Raw genomic sequence first — 18,969 nt, 5'->3', positions numbered from 1 at the left:
TGCAGTGATACACTTAGCCCCTAGCAATTAAAAATCTATTATCGTCATGAGTTTTACGTTATTACCTGAATGGTCACCGCAAGATGCGGTGATGGTCACATGGCCGCACAAAAATACTGACTGGGCTGATATTCTTGAGCAAGTTGAGCCTGTTTATATCGCCCTATGTCAGCAAATATCACAGGTTCAAAAAGTGGTTATCGTTGCCCACGACGAAGCGCTTAAAAACCATATTACCACCCTACTGATTGATGCCAGCGTAGATATGCAACAAATCGTATTTGTTGATGCGCCTTGCAACGATACTTGGGCACGTGATCATGGCCCGCTTACTACAGTCAATATAAGCGGTGAACTCAGTATTAAAGACTTCATCTTTAACGGCTGGGGAAACAAATACGAAAGTGATTTAGATACCCAGATCAATGCCGCTATGTGTCAGCAAATTGCAGACGAACGTAACCAAGTTCAACAAGTCAACTTGGTGTTAGAAGGTGGCGGTGTTGAGATTAACGAGCACAAAGTTTTGTTAACCACATCAGAGTGCTTACTGAATCCAAATCGCAACCCACACCTGAACAAGCAGCAAGTAGAAGCTGAGCTCACTAAAGAGCTAGGCGCAACTTCATTTTTGTGGGTTGACCATGGATACCTTGCTGGTGACGACACGGACAGCCACATTGATACGCTAGTCAGATTTGCACCAAATAATACCCTCGTGTATGTGCAATGTGACGATGAACAAGACGAACATTATCAGGCACTCAATGCGATGGAGTCTCAACTTAAAGAGTTTGTCACTCCTTCAGGTGAACCATATAACCTAGTGCCTTTGCCTTGGCCAAGTGCTAAATACAATGATGAGAATGAACGTTTACCTGCAACCTATGCGAATTACCTGATCATTAACGATACTGTGTTGCTCCCTATTTATGGGGATGAAAAAGACGCACTCGCACTGACTCAATTGCAAAAGGCACACCCTGAAAGAACCATTATTGGCATTGACTGCCTGCCAATTATTCATCAATTTGGCAGCTTGCACTGTATCACAATGCAACTACCTCAAGGCTTTTTAAGTAGGAACCCAAATGAGCAACAATAATTTGAAAGTCGCGTTAATCCAACACGCTAATAGCGACAACCTAGAAAGTAACTTCGAAAAGTCCATTTCAGGCATTAAAAATGCAGCAGCACAAGGTGCAAAATTAGTTGTATTACAAGAGCTTCACCGTAGCCTATATTTCTGTCAAACTGAAGACACGGATTTATTCGACTTAGCTGAAACCATACCGGGCCCAAGTACCGATGCACTTTGTGTACTTGCGAAAGAACTCAACGTTGTTATTGTCGCCTCGCTTTTTGAAAAACGAGCAACGGGCTTATATCACAATACCGCAGTCGTCATTGAGTCGGATGGCACCATTGCAGGAAAGTATCGTAAGATGCATATCCCTGACGATCCGGGCTTCTATGAAAAATTTTACTTTACCCCAGGTGATTTAGGTTTTGAACCAATCCAAACATCAGTGGGCAAACTAGGCGTTTTAGTTTGTTGGGATCAATGGTTCCCTGAAGGCGCAAGATTAATGGCCATGGCAGGTGCTGAGTTGCTTATATACCCAACGGCGATTGGCTGGGATCCGCGTGATGATAAAGATGAACAAATTCGTCAACGTGATGCATGGATGATTGCACAGCGCGCACATGCTGTTTCTAATGGCGTGCCTGTTATCAGTGTGAACCGAGTTGGCCACGAATCTGATCCAAGTACGCAAAGCGAAGGTATCTTGTTCTGGGGCAATTCTTTTGTCGCCGGTCCTCAGGGTGAACTACTTATTCATGGTACTGAAGATCAAGAAGAAGTGCTTGTCGTCGATATTGATCAAGACCGCAGTGAGTCGGTTCGCCGTATTTGGCCGTATTTACGTGATAGACGTATAGATCATTATCAAGACCTATGTAAAATATACAGAGATTAAGTAGTTAGGAGTTAAGAATGGCATTAGTGCAGTGGAATGAGCTACCTTGGGTAAAATCAGCAAAGGATAAGATCCATTGGGGTCAATTACTCGGTAGTAGCTTGGCAATTACTATCAGCGAGGGCGTAAAAAAGAATCAATCCCTTGTCGTGTTAGTCACGCCAGACACCCCCAGTGCACTTCGCTTAGAAACTGAACTCGGTTATTTACTTGGTGAAGACAATGTCATGGTTTTTCCGGATTGGGAAACCCTCCCCTATGACCATTTTTCGCCGCACCAAGATATTATTTCTCAGCGTTTAGCCAGTCTTAATGCGCTACGCACAAAGCAACAGGGGGTGCTACTCATACCTGTTGCTACATTAATGCTCAGAACTGCACCGCCTGAATTTATCTATGGCAATGCGCTGCAGTTTAAAGTGGGCGACACATTAGATGCGCAAGGTCTCAGAGAAACTCTTACTCAAGCGGGCTATCGTAACGTACAGCAGGTGATGGAACATGGTGAATTCGCTGTGCGCGGATCTATCATTGACCTTTACCCAATGGGTAGTCAGCACCCTTACCGATTGGACTTTTTTGATGATGAGCTAGATAGTATTCGTCTTTTTGACATTGAAACACAGCGTTCAAGCGAGACCATAAAGTCAATTGACTTATTGCCTGCACACGAGTTTCCAACCAACGACAGTGACATTGAGCGCTTTCGTATTCAATACCGCGAAACCTTTGGAGCAAGCTCTGAACAAGACTCCATCTACATGCAGGTAACACGGGGTAATTGGCCAGCAGGTATCGAATACTACTTACCGTTATTTTATGACAAGCTGGCGACTATTTTTGATTATTTACCAAAAGATGCTGTATTCATGCATTTAGGCGACATCGAGCACGCCGCTGGTGACTTTTGGTCGGATGTCAGTAAGCGATACGAAAACCGTAGAGTTGATCCATTAAGACCATTGCTTGAACCAAAAGAACTTTACCTTAATGTCGAGTCGCTTTTTGAGGCGTTTTCACATTACCCGAGAATTCGATTAAGCCAAGCATCACTTGGGACAAAAGCGGGCCATACAAACGTTAATTCTGCCCTTATTGATGATGTGCGTATTGACCACAAGCAAGCAGATCCGTATTCATCCATTGTGAGTTACATCACTGAACAAAAACAACAAAAAGGTAAAGTACTTTTCAGTGTTGAGTCAGATGGTCGTCGAGAATCATTATTAACGCTTTTAAAGCCAACAGGCTTGAAACTAAAAGAATTCGAGTCCTTTGAAGCATTCACTAAGGGCCGTGCAGATGTTGGGTTGGTAGTCAGCCCGCTTGAAGCATCTGTCTTTCTTAATGGCGCGAAGCCTTTATCACTTATTACTGAGCAAGAGTTACTGGGAATTAAAGTCTCCCAACGCAGACGTCGTAAACACAAATACGAGCAAGGACAAGATGCCCTAATTCGTAATCTAGCAGAGCTAAAAGAAGGTCAGCCAATTGTACATTTAGACCACGGTGTTGGTCGCTACCTTGGTTTGCAAACCATTGATGCTGCCGGGGTTGCTACAGAGTTTGTGACCATTATCTACTCTGGTGATGCCAAACTTTATGTGCCGGTTTCATCTTTACATATGCTGAGTCGTTATTCTGGTGGTGAAGAAGCCTCTGCCCCACTCCATAAATTAGGTTCAGATGTTTGGGAGAAGGCCAAACGCAAAGCCGCTGAGAAAGTGCGAGATGTTGCAGCTGAACTATTAGATATTTACGCTAAGCGTCAAAGCAAACCAGGCCATCAATTTAAACTTGATGGTGGCGCATATAGAGATTTCAGCAATAGTTTCCCATTTGAAGAAACAGATGATCAGCGCAACGCCATCGAGGCCGTCATTGGTGACATGCAAACGAATCAAGCAATGGACAGGCTCGTATGTGGTGACGTTGGCTTTGGTAAAACAGAAGTCGCCATGCGCGCCGCGTTTGTTGCCATAAACGACAATAAACAAGTTGCTGTTCTAGTACCAACCACACTACTTGCACAGCAACACTTTGAAAACTTCAAAGACCGCTTTGCCGATCTGCCTATCGAAGTCGGTGTGCTGTCTCGCTTTAACAGCACAAAAGAACAAAAAGAAACATTAAATGCCTTAGAAGATGGCAAAATTGACATTGTCATTGGCACCCATAAGCTCATTCAAGAAAACATAAAGTTTAAAGACTTAGGCTTATTGATTGTCGATGAGGAACACCGCTTTGGTGTGCGTCAAAAAGAAAAGATTAAAAAGCTTCGTGCAGACGTCGACATTTTAACGCTGACAGCAACGCCAATTCCAAGAACGCTTAATATGGCGATGAGCGGCATGCGTGATTTATCTATCATCGCAACGCCACCAGCAAAGCGACTGGCAGTTAAAACCTTTGTCCGTGAGCGCAATGACGAACTTATCCGTGAAGCCATCTTACGTGAGATCAAACGCGGTGGTCAGGTTTACTTCCTACACAACAACGTTGAGACCATCGAAAAAACCGCTGCGGATATCTCAGCGCTTGTACCAGAAGCCAATATCGCTGTTGCACATGGTCAGATGCGTGAACGCGAGCTCGAGCACTTGATGAGTGACTTTTACCATCAAAAGCACAACGTGTTGGTATGTACCACCATCATAGAAACAGGTATAGATATTCCAACCGCGAATACCATCATTATGGACCGCGCTGACAAACTTGGCTTAGCACAGCTACACCAGCTTCGCGGTCGAGTTGGTCGTAGCCATCACCAAGCATATGCATATTTACTTACTCGAAATAGCCAAAGCTTGACCAAAGATGCGGTAAAACGACTACAAGCTATCGAATCTCTTGAAGACTTAGGCGCTGGTTTTGCACTTGCAACGCATGATTTAGAGATCCGTGGTGCGGGTGAGCTTCTTGGTGACGACCAAAGCGGTCAAATCCAAACTGTCGGATTTACCTTGTACATGGAAATGCTAGAGCAAGCCGTCCAAGCACTCAAAGATGGCAAAGAGCCAACGCTTGAGAACTTATTACAGCAACAAAGCGAAGTTGACTTGAAACTACCCGCTCTACTTCCTGATGATTACATCCATGATGTGAATACTCGCCTGAGCATGTACAAGCGCATTGCTACTCTGTCTTCTGAAAATGAACTGGACGAGTTAAAGGTTGAGCTAATAGACCGTTTTGGCTTATTACCAGATGCTGCTAAAAATATTTTCGAAATACAGCTATTAAAATGTAAAGCACAACAAATCGGAATACAGAAGATTGAAGCGAATCCAAAAGGTGGCTATTTTGAATTTAGTAATAACACCAGTGTTAACCCGACGTTCATCATCGGCTTGATACAAAGCAACCCTGCCATATATCGTATGGAAGGCGCGAGTAAACTACGCTTTAATATAGAAGAAAAAAATGGCCAAGAGCGTTTGAAGCTCATTAACGCCATGATGGATGACTTTCAGAAAAAGGCTGTTGCATGAAGCAATCAATCGTTAAATGGGGACTATTAGCAGCATTGAGCACATCAGCCATGCCTGCTTTTGCCGTACGCTGGTTTGAAGTTGAGTTAATCGCTTTTTCTCAAAAAGATGCGTCAACCATTAGGGAAGACTTTTCAATCGAAACACCACCGTTACCTACTGAGAAACGATTAGATTTACTCACGCAAGGTTACAATAATGTTGGTCATCAGTCTTGCTTATCAGGCGACCCAAATTATGACCCACGCAGTGTCACTGAAAAGTTTACTAGAGCCCAAAGCTCTTGGTATTGCGATGACGACATTAACTATGTAGAACGCTATGACATTCTACCTGTTGTGCCTGTCAGTGAGCCTCTTGAACATATGCAATCTATGTATTTGTTAGCACCTGAGCAACTTAAGTTTGAGTCAATACGCAAAAAGCTTGAACGTAAAGGCCATACAGCTATTTTACATACTGGTTGGCGTTTTCCTGATCAAAGCAAAAAGCGCGCTCCCAACGTTGTTGTTTATGGCGGTAAAAAGTACGCTGAGCCTGCCAGCTACATCTATAATGAGTCGAGTAACGATAACTTTATCAGCTTACTCAGTACCGAGCCAAAGCCCAACCTAACATCTGGCGGTGACACATTGTGGGAGCTAGATGGCACGATGAAAATTCATATTCGCCACTACTTATATGTGACGAGTAACTTTGACTATCGCTATATGTCTGATACTGGTGAGCTGGAGTCAGCTAGAATGTCTCAGTTTACTCGCGTTTATAGTGGCGATATACATTATTTAGACCACCCTAAAATGGGTATTATTTTCCAGATAAGAAAATATAAGCACTAACAGGATCAATAGCATGAAAAAACTTTTAGTCATTGCCGCTTTACTTTCACTTACTGCTTGCTCAAAAGTCAGTATCGAAAACTACGAAAAAATATCTGTTGGTATGGAGAAAGCAGAACTTGAAAAAGTCCTAGGTTCAGCAGATTCATGCGAAGAAAAAACGTTGCATACTAATTGTGTTTGGGGAAATGAATCAAAGAACATCACTGTGACACTGGTTTCTGATCGCGTAACACTATTTAGCAAAAAAGGCCTATAAGGCACGCATCTGTGATTGATTTTGGCAAAGGTGTAAGCGGTATTGCTTATGCTTTTGCTCAAACCCTAAATGCTTTAATAAATTGATACTTCTTTTATTTTCTTTATCAACTTTGGCATTAATTTGCTCAATAAGCGCTTTGGGTAGTACGTTTGTCAATGAATCAACCAGACAACTAGCCGCTTCGCGCATATACCCATTACCCCAATGCTCAGGGGCGAGTTCATAACCAATTGAAATTTCTGATGTTGACTCTTGATAGTCAAACAAACCAATTGAACCAATTACAACCCCCTCCTTTAATAGTGCAAAACGAGCTCCAACCCCCTGATAAAAAAGCTCTAAATCACCTTGGATCATGGCCTTGATATCTTGCAAGGATAAGTCAGTACCATAGTCGTTATAGTGACTCACTTTTGGGTCATTTAAAATTTTAAACAGCGCGTTACAGTCTCTATAAGAAACGAGGCGTAATATCAGCCTTTTTGTTCGTAGTTCCATCTGGTTTATGGGTCGATTTTTTATTATTTTGGTATAAACTACCCCATCTTATTTGAAAGTCCAGTGAAGATAAAAATATGACGGAAAAAAGTGACGAATTTAAGGTGATCCCCCCGACTACGAAAGTTTTGTGTCCAGAAAAAGGCGAAGGTTGGACCTTAACTGGTATTACAGGCATCGATGAACACACTTCTGTCATGTTCCAAGGTGTTCGCTATACACTCCCTGCAAAATTAATTGTTGATGAGCTACTGCCTAACTACTTGGAATCACAGAAAAACAGTTAAAACCTGCTTTTTTTTAATCCATTAGTTGTATTTTGTTGTTGCAATTTTGTTCATAAGGGAGGATGATATAATGAGATTGCAAAGATAATAATGGATGCGTCTGTCTCGAAGGAATAAGAATGCACATCGTACAGAGGATGTAGATGTGTGATTACTTTGTGTTGTGTTAGCTTGCTTAGGATAAACTGAACAGAGTTTGTTACCATGCTAAAAACATCACTAACCATTTTAACCCTCGCAACTGCGTCATTGCCCACCCTTGGCTTTGCAAATACTTGTCACGGCGAATTATTCGGCGTCAATGCTGGTCGTGGCGATGTGGGGATTTTATTTGGCTTAAATGAGCAGAATAATAGTGCATATGCACAAACCCTTGCCGAATTTAGCGCCTCCGCGTTAGCTTATGACAGTGAAGATAAGCGCATGTATTACATTTCGGCACCAAGACCCATTGAATACAAAGTAGACATCAGTGGCTTAACAAACCTCACTGAAGAGCAAAAGGCGCACTTACCTATTGAAGGCCAGCGTTTTAAGTATTTACGTCTTGCTTATTACGACTTTAATACCAACTCACACACCGTGGTTGACAGAACCACACAAGTTTTGAGTATGGTCTTTGATCCTGACAGTAACGTCCTACTTGGCACTGACTTTAAAAAGCTATATCAAATTAATAAAAATACTGGTTCAGCCACTGAATTAGGTGCATTGGGTTCATTGAAGGGCAAATTTAGGGGAGACTTGGTCATTCAAGACGGTAACCTCTATTTAATTACCAGTCGATCTGTGTATCAAATTGATAGAACTACATACGAAGTCACCAAGCTTGCAAACCACTCATTAACTGCCGCAACCGGCGCGACGTTAAACCAAGCTGGAGAAGTCGTGGTTAGCCGAACACTGATCAATGACTATGGTCATGTGAATCGCTCCAAGCTTTATAAAATGAACCCACAGTCAGGTAACACTTGCCTACTGGCGACTGTGCCCGTGAGACTCAACGATCTAGCTACCAACACGCATAATGAAGTTGCTTGTTACACCACGCCAACGTGTGAAACTGACCCTATTCCAACTTTTACACTGGAAGCTGTTAAAGACTCTGCTTTTGAAGGGGCACAGCTAGAATATCAAGTCACCTTGAGTAATGATTACTATCAAGACGTCTCTATTGATTTAAGTATTACGCATGGCACGACCAGTTCAGCGGACTTGGCCCTAAGCCAAACAAGCATCACGATCCCGAGCGGTGATACCACCGCGAATATAGTCATTGATACAACTGACGACCAAGATTATGAAGGCGACGAAACATTCACCCTGCAAGCTACCGCAGATCAGAATGTGACAGGCTCTGCGTCATTACCAGGTACCGTACTTGAAAATGACCCGCAGTGTATCCCAGACGAATATACCCGTATCAACTATCAGTTTGTGAGTGAAAGCGCCGGTTATAATAACGATTGGGGCGTCAAAGTTAACGGCAGCTATGTCAAACTGCTAGACGAGTACGGCGGCTCTGGTAGTTACGATGTACTCGTCGGCAGTAGCTATAACTACGTACTGGCAATTAACGGAAACAGTAATCAGTTAACTACAAATTATACTGTCTATGGCGACAAACAGTACTGGGAAGATCAAAACGACAATGACTACAATGATTTTGTCGTGAGGGTGTGGACTACGCCAATCCAAAAAGGATGTGACTAAATTTAACTAATCTAACCTTTATGCGATTTGCTGCTTAACTGGCCTTAACAGCAAATCGCTTTTTTTACCGAGCTCTCTCCTACTCCCAAAATATATAGTGTGTTTGCTGCTCAACCTTGTTAGCTGACATTTTCACTTTGTAAGTATATTCATGTAGTGACTCAAACTTAACTGCTTCTCGTAAAATGCCTTTTTGATATTTATATTTGATTTGCTCGTCTGGCGTCAGCGCTGAATATATTGCACCAATAGAAGTCTGGTACTTCTGAGCCTTTGTATCATTGAGATAATTGCTGAACTGCCTTTGTGTTTGATTTTCAACAATGACCGGTTTGACACTGGGTATGTCTATTTTATCACTAAAGTCCGAAAATACAGGTGCTGCCAATACGCTAGATGAGACTAAACATCCTAACGTTACATACTTGATATTAGATATAACCATATTTTCTCCTTTTTTATCCTTCCCTTTACTTTAACCATAAAAAATACTGCAAATCCAGCCTGGAAACGTCTCATTTTCTAGTCCACATTTATGCGCACTGTAATTTAATAAAAATAATTTCAATATATTCATAACGTTATAAAAAACCAAAATAAAAAGAGTCTTCTTAAAACAGTTCGGACGCTTCCAAATCACACTCTCGATAAAGTGGCTCCAGTGCTTAGCAACAAGCACCAAACAGTCATCAAGCTATCTGCACATTAGAAGCAAGATGAGAGCAATATTAAATTGGAGCAATTAATATGAACACATTTAAAAAACTAGCCATTGTAACTGGGCTAACCTGCATATCAATCTCAGCCAGCGCGCACCATTTGAATGCCGATCAACGCGCTAAATTATCGAATATCTTAGGCTGTATGTCTCAGTCTAATGACACTATCCATATCCATGGTTGTAACTTACAAATCACAAATGGTCTTGGTGAAACTAAATCAAACAATGGTATGGGTAACCTTATTATTGGCTACAACGATGGCGGCTCTAACCCACTCGCCCCAGTTGTTACCACATCAGGATCACACAATCTTGTTATAGGCTATGGACATACGTACACACGCTCTGGTTCTTTGATTGCAGGCACCAAAAATACCGTGCATGCGCCGTCAAGCTTTGTTGCTGGGTCGAGTAGCCTAGTTGAAGGAGCAAATGCAGAAAGAGGTACCATCGCAGGTGGTTTAGGTAATACAAACAGAGCTTTTTTAAGCGGTATTTTAGGGGGCAATAGCAACACTATTTCAGATGAGTTTTCTCATGCCATGGTTATTCTTGGCGGTCAAGGTAATGACCTCGATGGCCAATACAGTACCATTGCAGGTGGTGTAAATAACAAAGTCGTTAAAGCACTACAAGTCAACATTCTTGGCGGCCAGAACAACACAGCGACTGTACAACAAACAGTTATTGCAGGTGGTCGTAACAACACAGCAGCGCAAGAAGCTGCCACCATTTTAGGCGGACAAGACAATACAGCCAAAGGTTTTCGTTCAACTATCGCTGGCGGCGCTGACAGACAAACAACCCAGGATCATGAATTCCGAGCGGGTATTTTCAATTCACAAGACCCATACAGAGCTGACGCTTTAAACCAACAAAACTAATTAAGACAGAACTTTAAGGATAACGAACATGAAAATACTATCAAAAATTGCAGTTGTTGCGCTATCAGCTGCCTCTTTAAACGCACAAGCAACACTTACTGAACAAGAGCAAACGGCTTTAATTGATATCCTGTCTTGTTTAGAAAGAGTCGATAACACCCTGATTGTGAGTGGCTGTGATGTGCAAGTCATTAATGGCTCTGAAGATAACACAGCTAGAAATGGCAAAGGCAATGTGATCATTGGATACAATGCTCAAGCGATTCCTTCGCAACGTGTTGCAACGGGTTCTCATAACTTAATTATTGGTGATGGACATCAATTTAATTCTGCTGGCGCCTTGATTGCCGGTGACAATAATTCAGCATTTGCAGATGCAACAAGCGTTGCAGGTGTGAATAACTATGTCTCTGGACCACACAGTGTAATTTGGGGCGGTGAATCAAATACCGCAGAGGCAACCTTCTCTGCCATTTTAGGTGGTCAACAGAACAACACGCTTCCATTTCATAATTATGCCTTGATTGCAGGTGGTAAAGGCAATACAGCTAAAAACTTCTACGCATCCGTGTATGGGGGTGAAAACAACATAGCAAAAGGCCAAAGCTCTATGATTTTAGGTGGCCAGAATAACTTCACTGAAGGTCCGCTTTCCAGTATCACAGGTGGTCGAAACAACGAAGCAAATGGTGAGCTCAGCGCAGTCCTTGGCGGCGAGTTTAACCGTGCAAACGGCTTCACTTCAAGCATCGGTGGCGGTTTAAGTCGCACCATTGGTGGTCATGATGACTATCAAGCCGGCTACTTCTTTTCTGACAAATAACCTAAAAACAACCTATTTTGGAGTAACAACATGTTGAATTTAAAAAAATCATTTGCCCTATTAAGCCTATCACTTGTCAGTAGCGTGACCTTGGCCAACTCACACGACCATGTCCATGACCCCATTGACAGCGACCAAGCACTTCGCGCAATTTTACAGTGCATGAGTAAAGTTGGTAATACATTAATTATTAACGGTTGCAACCTACATATTGCAAATGGCACGGGCTATACACACGAAAAAAATAATGTAAGCACAGCCAATGGGGTTGGTAACTTAATCTTAGGCTACAACACGCTTCGCTACGGTAGCCAAACGCCTGAACTAGACCGTCAAGGCTCACACAATGTAATTTTAGGTGATGGCCATAGCTATCAATCTACAGGTACCATTTTGACAGGTAAAAATAACACTGTTACAGGAAAGTCAGGCGTTATCGCAGGTTCAAATAACCACATCAGCGGTTATGGTGCAGCGATTATGTCAGGCAGTAATCACACTGTTGAAGCGGATCATGCCAGTATTTTCGGTGGCACCAACAACACCATATATTCTGATGCAACTTGGGCCAGTATTTCTGGAGGCGAGACTAACAGAGTATATGCACAGTTTGCGAGTGTCGTCGGAGGAAGACATAACTCTGCTTATGGTTTTGCATCTTCAATCAGTGGCGGCCAATTCAATCAAACGACCGCAAATGCACCTTATGCTGTTGTTGTAGGTGGTAGCGAAAACAAATCAGGCAGCCCTGCTGCGGTTGTACTTGGTGGGCGCTTTAACGAAGCAAATGGTGAAGCTTCAACCGTTGCTGGTGGCTTTAAGCGCTCTACAACAGGCATACATGACTATCGAGCAGGTAGCAACTTCTTCTCTAACCAATAGTAACAAACATCTCCCATCATTCTTCGGTTAAAGCCATCAACTTGATGGCTTTTTTAAGAAAGAATCACTCTACCAATAAATGAGTGAGGGAATTACCGGTCCCTTGTGAATCATCATGAAATAAGCCACAGGCTTCTTTTCTGAATTGGCTTGGTGTTAAACCAGTATAAGATTTAAATAACTTATTGAATGTGGATTTACTATTGAAGCCTGCATCAAAAGCGACAGCAAGTACTTTGTGCTGAGTTTTACACAATAAAAGCTTGGCTTCATCAACACGGTAACGATTTACAAAGTCATAAAAGTTCATGTTTAAATGTGTATTTAACGTGCAAGAGACTTCAGCAGTCGTTGAGTTAATATGCTTAGCAAGCTCTGAAATACTCAATTGGGGGTTTAAAAAGAGCCTATCACTGCGCATTGAGCTGTTAAGCTGGTGAATAATCTGTTCATATGACTTGCAGTGACTGTTATGTATTTGAGGACTGTCAATGCTCTCACTGAGCTCATTCACATTGCCTTGTACATAAAGCGGCTTGATTTGATTAAAGTAGGACAAATAGAAAAGCCAAAAGCTCATAGGTACATAGCTAGCTAAGGCAATAAGTTTACTAACCGGCACAGAGAAAATATCGTTTACAGACAAAAGTAAAAAAACTAAACACCAACAGATAAGCTGAAATCTAGCCATCACGACAAGCCAAGTATAGTTGTCGTATTGCCGATGAGTGACTTCAATTTTAAGTCTTGGCCGATGCGTGTTTAAGTAATAGACAATATAAATTGCGTAAGACAGTGCACAAACAACACCAAAGCAAAATTCCCAGGTCATGCTAAACAAATAACTTGCACAGATTGGTAATGCATGAAAAACATCTTCAAAGGAGACTTTTTTTGCTTCTACTTGAAAGCGAACATAAAAATAGAAAACCAATCCATACAAAGCGTCAAATGATATAAAGCTGGTATATGTCATTATATCTGTCATAACAAACGCAACTTGAGTAAGCTCAGTCACAAACAACAATATCCAAATGCTTATGAGGCTACATGCCAGGGTTTTCGTTTTAGACAAAAAAAGTAATAGGCTGACAATACACCCTAAAACTAAGCTAAGAATATAAAAATTTCTAATCACATCGGTTACTAGCTCAAACATACTATTTTCCTTATTTTCATTTGCGCTTAAAAGCAGACCGTGTCCCCACCAAAAATGTTACAAAAATAATTACAAATTTAAATAAATGTGATCTAAAGCACTTTTCCAAAGCATTACCATGAAACATGCAGGTACAGAAATTGCTTTTGTCGTATTGCAGCACATACTTATCTATCAAGGTTCAGTCCATTCTATTCACAAGTTGAATACCATGAAAAAATTCTCTGTGCTTTTGGTCGAAGATAACCAAGTTTATGCAAACCTAGTACAACTTCTAAGTGGAGATAGAGCTGATTTTACATGGTGTAATAGCTTAGAAGCAGCTAATAAAGCATTAGATAAACAGCAATTCGATATCTATCTTCTTGACCTTTATTTGCCAGATGGAGACAGCATAGAGTTTTGCCGCAGAATAAACACGCCTAAAAAAGAGGATACAATCACTGTGTTTTTAAGTGGTGAGACTGACTTAGAATGGAGGCTTAGAGCGTTTGAAGCTGGGGCAGAAAATTATATACAAAAAGACATTGGCAAAGAAGTTTTAAAAATAAAATTAGACAGCTTGCTAGATTACCAAGCAAAGCGATTACGCGCACTTAAGCATGCAAAAAAGAACTCTCAAATCCAAACAGATAGAACTTTTAGAACGCAGCTTGATCATAACGCACTCATACACTTTTACCGTCAATGCTTAAACCTGAACGATATCAACAAATTTTCGGGTTATTTATCGTCTTTAATGCAAAGCTGGGAGCTAGATTACATTGCCCGCCTAAAGCTCACGGACGGAACTGAATATCATTTTAAAAATAATGATGAAGCCATTTGCGATATGGAACTTGAGCTATTCAATGATTTAGAGGTCAACAGCGCAAACGTACAATCTTTTGGTCAATCAACTTTTTTTAAATACCATCAAGCAGAGCTCATAGTCAAAAACATGCCAACTGACAATTACAACAAAGGCTCACTGATTGATATTTTTCATTATGTTGTCGAAGCGATTGACATCAGACTGAATGAAATTGCCAAGCTGCAGCACATGGACTCAATAATTCAAGACATACAAGCACATTTAAGCGATAGACAAGATGACAAAAGCCTGTCATTAGTGAATGAGTTAATAGATGATTTGTCAGCTATCACAACCGAAAAAGATTTAAGTGATGACAATGATGATATGGTTTTTTTCTAAGCTCAGAAAAACTTAGTGAACTTTTATTTAGAATCACAAGCTAAGTATAAGCACTCTGTGATACAGAGTGCTTAAATAAAGCTTAGAAAATTAGTTGATCAAACTAAAGCTCGACTTAAGCTGCTCAGGCGACACTTCTTTGGTAAATGGCGTAATAACAGGTCCACTGCCATACCAATACATACCATATGCACAAGAATTTACATTTTCCCAAGTGCCATCTTTATATAAAACTCGACGTGCGCAAGCCTCAGCGCTACCACTTGGGTGATCAGGGTCGTTGGAAAACCTACAATACTGCCCTGTTCTACAATCCCAAGTACCTGGATTACCATTAAAAGTCCAAGTTACCTCAGCAATCGGTTTATCCGACTTTAGCCTAAATATAACATCTGACACGTGCCATGATGTTTGGCTTGCACAAGTCCCCTCAGTATATTCTTGAGGTGTTGGCGTACCGCTTATCACACACTCTACAACTGCTGCTTGAGCCGATACACTTGCCATGCCAAGCCCCAATAAAGCTACTAAAGTTATTTTTTTCATTACAGACCTCTTATTTACATTAATTTTTATAATAAAAATTCACCAATTTCATTTTTGTAGACTTAAAGTTTAAGAAGTAAGAACCTTATTAAGGAGCATTCGCACCTAAACTTCATCATCTTGACTGAAAGAAATTTAATGAAGAAAAAATACAACACAAATAAAATGCCATTAAGAAACAAACAAATTCAACTGAAGGAAATGTAATTAACTTAAAAATAAGAATTATAAGAAAAAAACAACATAGATTACTGACCAAGCAAAGCCAAATATAACGCAATAAATTTTAAAAATTAAAAACCTTTAAAAATAAAAACTTGTAAGCAATCTTAAAAAATTTTATACCAACATTTATATAAAGCTCTATCTACTCTAAAAATCATGTTCAGTTATTGCTTATGATACTTCTATCATGTTTGGATGTATTAGACTGCGTTCATGATAAAATATAACATAATCACAGTAATTCACACCTTTCCAATAAACACTGTTATATAAGTCGTACGTAATGTGAATTTCAACTTTACGAAGCTCAACAACATAATTTTATTGAAGTTAACCATGTGTACTTTTATTGAGAACCAACTAACGCTGGCCCCAAGGTAAAACTAGATAGCGTCAGGTAGAGGAGCGATAGACTTCAAGTTGATTTATACATAGATAACTTATAATTAACTTGTCTCGGTATAAGAATGATATGCTTTAAATGTTGCTTTGAAAATTTGGCCTTCTGATATATTTTTGTTGTTCCTCTAATGACCTAATATCAATATAATTAAAAATTCAATGTGAATAAAAACAAAAAACAAGAATAAAAAACTTACAACTTTTAGAAAAAAACAGATTAACAGTAGCGCTTAAAGGTTTTTTACGCTAACCAAAGGGCTAAAACCAAAATACCTTAGTAGTACACCAACTATATTTTCATTAACGAAGTCAAAATATGGAAAAGAAAAAATATTTACAATAAATTTAAGCAATGAAGATAGTGAAATGGTTTTTTCTAACCAATTATAAGCAAAATGCAAGCGCTCTATCACACAGAACACTTGCATCGCTACTCATCAGAGTCTAAGTAAATTATACCAAGCTTTGATTTATTTTACTGATGAAGCTTCATCAGTAAATGGGATCACTGGACCACTACCATACCAAAACATGCCATATGCACAAGCGTTTATATTTTCCCATGTACCGTCTTTATATAAAACACGCCTTGCACAAGCTTCAGCGCCACCACTAGGCTCATCATTGTAGTTCCTAAAGATACAGTATTGCCCTCTCCCACAGTCCCACCTTCCTGACGAGCCGTTATATGTCCAAGATACCTCGGCGATAGGCTTGCTTGTAACAAGCCTAAATCTGACACTTGACGCAGTGGAACTAACTGCGCTAGAACAAAAATCCGCTGTGTACTCTTGAGGTGTGGGCGTGCCACTGACTATACACTCGACAACCGCAGCTTGTGCGGATAAGGTGAATACCCCAAGCCCTAACGTAAGTATTAAAGCATTTTTTATCATGATTATTTCCTTATCTTAATATTTTAAATTTAGCTTTCATCTCACTGTAATTAAAAAATAAAATCAGAGTGAAATTGAAAACACAATTAAATCAAACCAAAAAAACCGGCAGTTTAATAAAATTAAAAATTAGCATGTGAAAGCTACATCCCCTTTTTCACAACCAAAATCATTAACTTGAATACAACAAGGAAATCTCAAAGGGTAATTCAGTAGTTTAAATAGTGCTTTTACTTTTAATATGACATGTTCTCGTCAAGCAGCGCTTCTGAAACTTCTGCAATAGACGGCTTAACTGGATTACTCTCATGATAGAACATACCATATGCACAAGAGTTTACGCTTTCCCAAGTGCCGTCTTTATATAGCACACGTGTTGCACAAGCTTCTGCACTCCCAGTCGGTTCTCTTCTATCATTCCTGAATATACAATACTGTCCATTTCTACAGTCTTCCCAGCTCCCAGCGGAGCCATAATAAGACCAAGATACCGAGGCAATAGGTTTAGTTGCATTTAATCTAAAAACCACTGCAGACGAAGTAGTCGATGTCCAACTAGAGCAAAAATTGGCTGTATATTCTTGTGGGGTCGGTGTACCACTTATTAAGCATTCAACTATCGCAGCCTGAGTTGATATACTAACAACACCAAAGCTTAGAAATGCTAATACGTGAAGCTGCTTCATAAATATTCCTTTTAGTTTAGTGAATAAACCAGCCTTAATTAAAACAGTATTAAAATAGCCGCCTTTATTAATCTAGTACAATTGCGACCAATGGCTGATTTTGATTATACGCGTTAGCCTTTGGTACCAAATTCAATAGGACCACCACCGGTGTACCAAAACTCACCTTCTGCACAAACGTCTGTATTTTCCCAAGTACCATCTTTGTATAAAACTCGTGTTGCGCAAGCTTCAACCATGCCAAATTCAATGCCATAATATGATTGATATGAACAATATGTACCGTTATTGCACCTCCAATTCCCCCTAGTCCCAGCATAAGACCAAGTCACATCGGCTATAGGTTTACTAGACTTGAGGTTGAATAAGATACCGCTATCTAATGTATTTGTAGTACTAGAACAAAAATGTGCTGTAAACTCTTGCTTTGTCGCCGTTCCGCTAACTAAGCATTCAACTACTAATGCTTGAGCAGAAACGCTAACAATACCTAATGTTAATACTGTTAATAATGTAAGTTTTTTCATTTGAATTATCCTTTAATTATCCCCTTAACAATTATTAAGCTGCCACCTGAGAAGTTAGTTTGTCAACAGAGCCTCACAACCGATTTTAAAAATATAATGCTTGATAACCTTTAGAGTTATGATAGAAAAAGTTAATAATGTTGATAATTAAAGATATAAAAAACACCAAAGAAAAAAACAAAGTTAAATATAATTGAAATAATAACACTAATAAGAAAGTCTAAGTAATTTAATACTCAAAAATTATAGTGACTTGTAAAAAAAATAAAAATAAAAGGCATTAACAATTAAAATTAACCGAACAAAGTAAGAAAAAAAACTAAAATTGTTCCTATGTTTATTTTGTGTTGCACTAAAAGCTATTACCTAGCTCAGATAACAGGCTCACGACTCATAGTTGAGCTATGAAGATGGATAAGTTCAAAGAGAACTTACCTTATTCCCAAGGAAGTGTTTTGAATAAACACAGAAGTGGAATTCGAAGAAATAGTTAAGCGGCTCAAAACTGTCTGTCACTTATTCAATATGCGACACTACGAGGTTATTTGCATAATAGAAAATACGATATCTACAAGCTTTTACCTACTTCTTGGCGCTCTCCTACTGCCGAAATACGCAGTACTGAACATTCAATAATTACAGAGCACTGAAATAGCCCTATAAGAACATATAAACTCTGCCACAACAGCATTAATTACCTTTATAAAATAAAACGCGAAAAAGAGATCCAAAGCGTATTTTTAATAACTTAACGGGCCATAAATGACAAGTTATTCACAACAAATTTAACTATTTTAAACCACTATAGTTATAGTGTTATCGACTAACAAGTGCGCCAATATATAACTCACGAGTTTCTAATATATGCTGATTTGACGTATTGCTTTTTAATAGCACAGAAAAATAAGGAACATTCACATCACTATTAGACTTTACAAGAGAAACACTTAT

General features: G+C 39.9%; 18 protein-coding genes. 11 read left to right on the top strand and 7 right to left on the bottom strand.

All coding sequences use genetic code 11. From position 1 onward, the window contains the following. Positions 1 to 46: 46 nt before the first annotated feature. From AC2CZC_RS16660 to AC2CZC_RS16640, 5 genes are read left to right on the top strand one after another with little or no spacing between them, the layout of a single operon-like run. On the top strand, positions 47 to 1,105 hold the full coding sequence (locus AC2CZC_RS16660) for an agmatine deiminase family protein (RefSeq protein WP_484582657.1): 1,059 nt from the start codon (positions 47 to 49) through the stop codon (positions 1,103 to 1,105). Further along, positions 1,092 to 1,982 carry a carbon-nitrogen hydrolase gene (locus AC2CZC_RS16655; RefSeq protein ID WP_484582656.1) on the top strand — a complete coding sequence of 297 codons (891 nt, stop codon included), beginning with the start codon at positions 1,092 to 1,094 and terminating at the stop codon, positions 1,980 to 1,982. The genes AC2CZC_RS16660 and AC2CZC_RS16655 overlap by 14 nt, the downstream gene beginning before the upstream one ends. A 17-nt stretch (positions 1,983 to 1,999) precedes the next feature. Further along, positions 2,000 to 5,473: a transcription-repair coupling factor gene (gene mfd / locus AC2CZC_RS16650; RefSeq protein WP_484582655.1), complete on the top strand. Its 3,474-nt coding sequence runs from the start codon at positions 2,000 to 2,002 to the stop codon at positions 5,471 to 5,473. After that, on the top strand, positions 5,470 to 6,312 hold the full coding sequence (locus tag AC2CZC_RS16645; protein WP_484582654.1) for a CsiV family protein: 843 nt from the start codon (positions 5,470 to 5,472) through the stop codon (positions 6,310 to 6,312). Before mfd ends, AC2CZC_RS16645 begins: the two co-directional genes overlap by 4 nt. Before the next feature lie 13 nt (positions 6,313 to 6,325). Next, a complete protein-coding gene (locus tag AC2CZC_RS16640; RefSeq protein WP_063360098.1) occupies positions 6,326 to 6,571 on the top strand; it encodes a hypothetical protein in 246 nt (81 codons plus the stop codon). Here AC2CZC_RS16640 and AC2CZC_RS16635 read toward each other — a convergent pair. After that, a complete protein-coding gene (locus tag AC2CZC_RS16635; protein WP_484582653.1) occupies positions 6,566 to 7,072 on the bottom strand; it encodes a GNAT family N-acetyltransferase in 507 nt (168 codons plus the stop codon). The two genes, AC2CZC_RS16640 and AC2CZC_RS16635, sit on opposite strands and share 6 nt — an antisense overlap. Before the next feature lie 77 nt (positions 7,073 to 7,149). Here AC2CZC_RS16635 and AC2CZC_RS16630 point away from each other — a divergent pair, with 77 nt between their 5' ends. Next, positions 7,150 to 7,359, top strand: coding sequence for a hypothetical protein (locus tag AC2CZC_RS16630; RefSeq protein ID WP_484582652.1), 210 nt, complete (start codon positions 7,150 to 7,152; stop codon positions 7,357 to 7,359). Between the two features lie 204 nt (positions 7,360 to 7,563). Next, positions 7,564 to 9,072 (top strand): hemolysin, encoded by a 1,509-nt coding sequence (locus tag AC2CZC_RS16625; RefSeq protein ID WP_484582651.1) that lies wholly within the window; start codon positions 7,564 to 7,566, stop codon positions 9,070 to 9,072. Between the two features lie 79 nt (positions 9,073 to 9,151). On the opposite strand, the gene AC2CZC_RS16620 is transcribed toward AC2CZC_RS16625, so the two are convergent. Continuing rightward, entirely contained in the window at positions 9,152 to 9,517 is a 366-nt protein-coding gene (locus AC2CZC_RS16620) for a hypothetical protein (protein WP_484582650.1), read from the bottom strand. Positions 9,518 to 9,819: 302 nt separating this feature from the next. On the opposite strand from AC2CZC_RS16620, the gene AC2CZC_RS16615 reads away from it, so the two are divergent. The 3 genes from AC2CZC_RS16615 to AC2CZC_RS16605 are packed head-to-tail and all read left to right on the top strand — an operon-like array spanning position 9,820 to position 12,382. Further along, positions 9,820 to 10,677: a hypothetical protein gene (locus tag AC2CZC_RS16615; protein ID WP_484582649.1), complete on the top strand. Its 858-nt coding sequence runs from the start codon at positions 9,820 to 9,822 to the stop codon at positions 10,675 to 10,677. 28 nt (positions 10,678 to 10,705) lie between these two features. Further along, positions 10,706 to 11,500 (top strand): hypothetical protein, encoded by a 795-nt coding sequence (locus tag AC2CZC_RS16610; RefSeq protein WP_484582648.1) that lies wholly within the window; start codon positions 10,706 to 10,708, stop codon positions 11,498 to 11,500. A 30-nt stretch (positions 11,501 to 11,530) separates the two neighbouring features. After that, the gene (locus AC2CZC_RS16605) at positions 11,531 to 12,382 is read left to right on the top strand and encodes a hypothetical protein (protein ID WP_484582647.1); all 852 of its coding nucleotides are present in this window, start codon (positions 11,531 to 11,533) and stop codon (positions 12,380 to 12,382) included. A 64-nt stretch (positions 12,383 to 12,446) separates the two neighbouring features. Here the strand turns inward: AC2CZC_RS16605 and AC2CZC_RS16600 are convergent, their stop codons facing one another. Continuing rightward, on the bottom strand, positions 12,447 to 13,541 hold the full coding sequence (locus AC2CZC_RS16600) for a helix-turn-helix domain-containing protein (RefSeq protein WP_484582646.1): 1,095 nt from the start codon (positions 13,539 to 13,541) through the stop codon (positions 12,447 to 12,449). A gap of 118 nt (positions 13,542 to 13,659) precedes the next feature. On the opposite strand from AC2CZC_RS16600, the gene AC2CZC_RS16595 reads away from it, so the two are divergent. Beyond that, positions 13,660 to 14,736 carry a response regulator gene (locus AC2CZC_RS16595; RefSeq protein WP_484582645.1) on the top strand — a complete coding sequence of 359 codons (1,077 nt, stop codon included), beginning with the start codon at positions 13,660 to 13,662 and terminating at the stop codon, positions 14,734 to 14,736. Positions 14,737 to 14,826: 90 nt separating this feature from the next. Here the strand turns inward: AC2CZC_RS16595 and AC2CZC_RS16590 are convergent, their stop codons facing one another. From AC2CZC_RS16590 to AC2CZC_RS16575, 4 genes are all read right to left on the bottom strand, one after another. Then, on the bottom strand, positions 14,827 to 15,282 hold the full coding sequence (locus AC2CZC_RS16590; RefSeq protein WP_484582644.1) for a hypothetical protein: 456 nt from the start codon (positions 15,280 to 15,282) through the stop codon (positions 14,827 to 14,829). Between the two features lie 1,097 nt (positions 15,283 to 16,379). Beyond that, entirely contained in the window at positions 16,380 to 16,805 is a 426-nt protein-coding gene (locus tag AC2CZC_RS16585; RefSeq protein WP_484582643.1) for a hypothetical protein, read from the bottom strand. A gap of 236 nt (positions 16,806 to 17,041) precedes the next feature. Next, positions 17,042 to 17,491, bottom strand: a complete 450-nt coding sequence (locus AC2CZC_RS16580; protein WP_484582642.1) for a hypothetical protein — start codon at positions 17,489 to 17,491, stop codon at positions 17,042 to 17,044. A gap of 113 nt (positions 17,492 to 17,604) precedes the next feature. Then, positions 17,605 to 18,018 (bottom strand): hypothetical protein, encoded by a 414-nt coding sequence (locus AC2CZC_RS16575; RefSeq protein WP_484582641.1) that lies wholly within the window; start codon positions 18,016 to 18,018, stop codon positions 17,605 to 17,607. Between the last annotated feature and the right edge of the window lie 951 nt (positions 18,019 to 18,969).

The sequence above is a fragment of the Pseudoalteromonas sp. MMG033 genome, from assembly GCF_057197785.1.
Note: the sequence above shows the minus strand (reverse complement) of the source record. Positions and strands in the feature narration are given on the sequence as shown.

Bases quoted from the DNA above. Each gene is read 5' to 3' on its own strand.
- AC2CZC_RS16660 (WP_484582657.1), top strand. From the start codon at position 47: ATGAGTTTTACGTTATTACCTGAATGGTCACCGCAAGATGCGGTGATG.
- AC2CZC_RS16655 (WP_484582656.1), top strand. From the start codon at position 1,092: ATGAGCAACAATAATTTGAAAGTCGCGTTAATCCAACACGCTAATAGC.
- mfd (WP_484582655.1), top strand. From the start codon at position 2,000: ATGGCATTAGTGCAGTGGAATGAGCTACCTTGGGTAAAATCAGCAAAG.
- AC2CZC_RS16645 (WP_484582654.1), top strand. From the start codon at position 5,470: ATGAAGCAATCAATCGTTAAATGGGGACTATTAGCAGCATTGAGCACA.
- AC2CZC_RS16640 (WP_063360098.1), top strand. From the start codon at position 6,326: ATGAAAAAACTTTTAGTCATTGCCGCTTTACTTTCACTTACTGCTTGC.
- AC2CZC_RS16635 (WP_484582653.1), bottom strand. From the start codon at position 7,072: ATGGAACTACGAACAAAAAGGCTGATATTACGCCTCGTTTCTTATAGA.
- AC2CZC_RS16630 (WP_484582652.1), top strand. From the start codon at position 7,150: ATGACGGAAAAAAGTGACGAATTTAAGGTGATCCCCCCGACTACGAAA.
- AC2CZC_RS16625 (WP_484582651.1), top strand. From the start codon at position 7,564: ATGCTAAAAACATCACTAACCATTTTAACCCTCGCAACTGCGTCATTG.
- AC2CZC_RS16620 (WP_484582650.1), bottom strand. From the start codon at position 9,517: ATGGTTATATCTAATATCAAGTATGTAACGTTAGGATGTTTAGTCTCA.
- AC2CZC_RS16615 (WP_484582649.1), top strand. From the start codon at position 9,820: ATGAACACATTTAAAAAACTAGCCATTGTAACTGGGCTAACCTGCATA.
- AC2CZC_RS16610 (WP_484582648.1), top strand. From the start codon at position 10,706: ATGAAAATACTATCAAAAATTGCAGTTGTTGCGCTATCAGCTGCCTCT.
- AC2CZC_RS16605 (WP_484582647.1), top strand. From the start codon at position 11,531: ATGTTGAATTTAAAAAAATCATTTGCCCTATTAAGCCTATCACTTGTC.
- AC2CZC_RS16600 (WP_484582646.1), bottom strand. From the start codon at position 13,541: ATGTTTGAGCTAGTAACCGATGTGATTAGAAATTTTTATATTCTTAGC.
- AC2CZC_RS16595 (WP_484582645.1), top strand. From the start codon at position 13,660: ATGAAACATGCAGGTACAGAAATTGCTTTTGTCGTATTGCAGCACATA.
- AC2CZC_RS16590 (WP_484582644.1), bottom strand. From the start codon at position 15,282: ATGAAAAAAATAACTTTAGTAGCTTTATTGGGGCTTGGCATGGCAAGT.
- AC2CZC_RS16585 (WP_484582643.1), bottom strand. From the start codon at position 16,805: ATGATAAAAAATGCTTTAATACTTACGTTAGGGCTTGGGGTATTCACC.
- AC2CZC_RS16580 (WP_484582642.1), bottom strand. From the start codon at position 17,491: ATGAAGCAGCTTCACGTATTAGCATTTCTAAGCTTTGGTGTTGTTAGT.
- AC2CZC_RS16575 (WP_484582641.1), bottom strand. From the start codon at position 18,018: ATGAAAAAACTTACATTATTAACAGTATTAACATTAGGTATTGTTAGC.